The following is a 1,022-nucleotide window of genomic DNA, read 5'->3' on the forward strand; positions in this document are numbered from 1 at the left end:
CCTCGACGTCAACGACGGCGTGCTGTACCCGGAGGGCGGGTTCGCGCGCGTCATCGAGACGCTCGTCGCGCTCGCCGCGGACGCGGGCGCCGACCTGATCACGGACGCCCGCGTCGAGCGGATCGTCGTGGCGGACGGAGCCGCGCGCGGCGTCCGCTACCGGGACGCGGACGGCGACGAGGTCAGCGTGGACGCGGACCTCGTCGTCGCGACGGCCGATCTCCGTCACGTCGAGCAGGAGCTCCTGGCCGACGACGAGCGCGATCACACCGATGCCTGGTGGCGGAAACGCGACCCCGGCCCGGGCGCCGTGCTCGCGATGCTCGGCGTGCGCGGCGCGCTGCCGCAGCTCGCCCATCACACGCTCCTCCTCGCCGACGACTGGGACGGCGCGTTCACCGCGATCGGCGACCGGGCGCAGGGACGGCCGCCGGAGACGCCGTCGCTCTACATCGGGAAGCCCAGCGCGAGCGACAGCGCCGTGGCCCCGGCGGGGCACGAGAACCTCTTCGTGCTCATCCCCGTGCCGGCCGACCCGTCGATGGGTCACGGTGGCGTGGACGGCACCGGCGATCCGGCGATCGAGTCGCTCGTGGACCGTGTCATCACCCAGATCGGCGCGTGGACGGATGCCCCGGACCTGGCCGAGCGCATCGTCGTCCGCCGCACGGTCGGCCCGGGCGACTTCGCCGACGACCTCAACGCCTGGTCGGGGAGCGCCCTGGGCCCGGCGCACACGCTGCGGCAGAGCGCCTTCCTCCGGGCGGGTAACGCGTCGCGGAAGGTGTCGGGCCTGCTGTTCGCCGGCTCCTCGACGATTCCGGGCATCGGCGTCCCGATGTGCCTCATCAGCGCCGAGCTCGTCCTGAAGCGGGTGCGCGGCGATCGCAGCGCGGCCCCCCTCCCCGAGCCTCGTCGGGCCGGGTCGTGAGCGTCGCCTACCTCGGCATCCTGGTGGTGCTCCTCGGATGCATGACGGCGCTCGACGCCCGGCTGCGGCTGTTCTTCTGGCGCGACGCGCT

1 protein-coding gene is annotated in these 1,022 nt (G+C 74.1%); it reads left to right on the top strand.

The window, feature by feature from the left end; translation table 11 throughout:
- Positions 1–931, top strand: a 931-nt coding sequence (crtI, locus tag BGO37_RS17500; protein ID WP_291757089.1) for a phytoene desaturase family protein, incomplete at its 5' end; no start/stop codon positions are given.
- Positions 932–1,022: the final 91 nt, after the last annotated feature.

Source organism: Cellulomonas sp. 73-92 (genome assembly GCF_001898175.1).
Lineage (GTDB): Bacteria > Actinomycetota > Actinomycetes > Actinomycetales > Cellulomonadaceae > Cellulomonas.